Below are 1,324 nucleotides of genomic sequence, written 5' to 3'. Positions count from 1 at the left end.
CGCGGCGGTCGCCGGAGAAGCACCGGCCACCGTCGCCGCCTGGCGCGACGCCGCGGCGGTCGTGCCGACGGCGGTGCGCGAGGCCACGACCCCTGCCGCGCGCCGGACCGGCACGCGGCTCATCCGCGACCGCGTTCTCGACGCGATCCGCGAGGCGGTCCTCGACGGCACTCTCGTGCCCGGCGAGCTGCTCCGCGAGTCGGACCTCATGCGCTGGCTCGGCGTGTCCCGCACCCCCGTCCGCGACGCGCTCGCGATGCTCGCGGAGATCGGCATCGTGACTCAGCGCTACCACCAGCCGGCACGCATCGCGACGCTCGACCGCCGGGAGTTCGTCGACGCCATGCGCGCCGCCGGGGTCCTGCGCGGCTACGCGCAGCGCCTGTGCATCGAGCGCTCGCCGCAGGCGCTCGTCGACGTGCTGGACGCCGAGATCGCCGTCCTGACCGACGACGACTCGCCGGGCACGCGGATCGACGCAGCGACGCGCGTGGTCGTGGCGACGCTCCGGGGCGCGCACGACACGGTGCTGACCGAGGTGCTCGACCGGCTCGCGCCCCGCGTGAACTGGTACGCGACGCACGAGCCGTCCGTGCTCGACGCCTTCGACGCGGCCGCGCTCCGCGAGCTGCGGGACGCCGTCCGGACCGGCGACGTCGCGCGCGCGGCGGCCGTCGACACCCGCTTCTACGACGTCGCGACCGAGCCGCCCACCACCGCCTGACCGCGCGTGCCCCATGCGGGACGTTCGGCTCTGCCGCAGGTCGGACGCACGGCGAAGACTGCCGACGTGGAACGTCTGACCGTGTACGACCGGGCGGAGCTCGCGACCGACGTCGGGCCGAACCCGCGGCACATCACGGTCCTGCTCACGCTCGCCGGCCCGGCGCCGGACGTCGACGAGGTGTGCCGACGCATGCGGGGCGCGGTCGCGACCGAGCCGCGGCTGTCCGCGCGCGTCCGGCACCGCACCGCGCGGCCGCCCGTCTGGGAGCCCGTCCCGACCGACGTGTCCGACCACGTCACCGCCCGGCTCACCCTCGGTGGCGACCCCGTCGATGTCGCGCTCGACGACCTCGCGCGTCCCTTCCCGACCGGCGCGCCACCGTGGCGGCTGACCGTCGTCGACGTCGGCGACCCCGAGCGTTCCGCGCTCGTGTGGACGAGCCACCACCTGCTCGGCAACGGCCCGAGCCTGCTCGGGCTCCTGCTGGAGACGCTCGGAGACGTCCCCGGCGGGTCACCGTGGCGCTCGCCCGGCCGACCCCGCGTGCGCGCCGGGTCCGGCACCGGCCCGGACTCCGGCCCTGGCTCCCGCGCCGGC

At 76.7% G+C, this 1,324-nt stretch carries 2 protein-coding genes; both read left to right on the top strand.

The genetic code is table 11. The features are described 5' to 3' along the window. On the top strand, window positions 1–724 hold a 724-nt coding region (locus HGA02_RS20625; protein ID WP_210728835.1), incomplete at its 5' end, for a GntR family transcriptional regulator. Window positions 725–790: 66 nt separating this feature from the next. Continuing rightward, window positions 791–1,324 (top strand): condensation domain-containing protein (locus tag HGA02_RS19580; RefSeq protein WP_210728834.1); only part of this gene is annotated, 534 nt, incomplete at its 3' end.

Origin of the sequence: Cellulomonas septica, assembly GCF_012396155.1 — a bacterium.
Classification (GTDB): Bacteria; Actinomycetota; Actinomycetes; order Actinomycetales; family Cellulomonadaceae; genus Cellulomonas; species Cellulomonas septica.
Note: the sequence above shows the minus strand (reverse complement) of the source record. Positions and strands in the feature narration are given on the sequence as shown.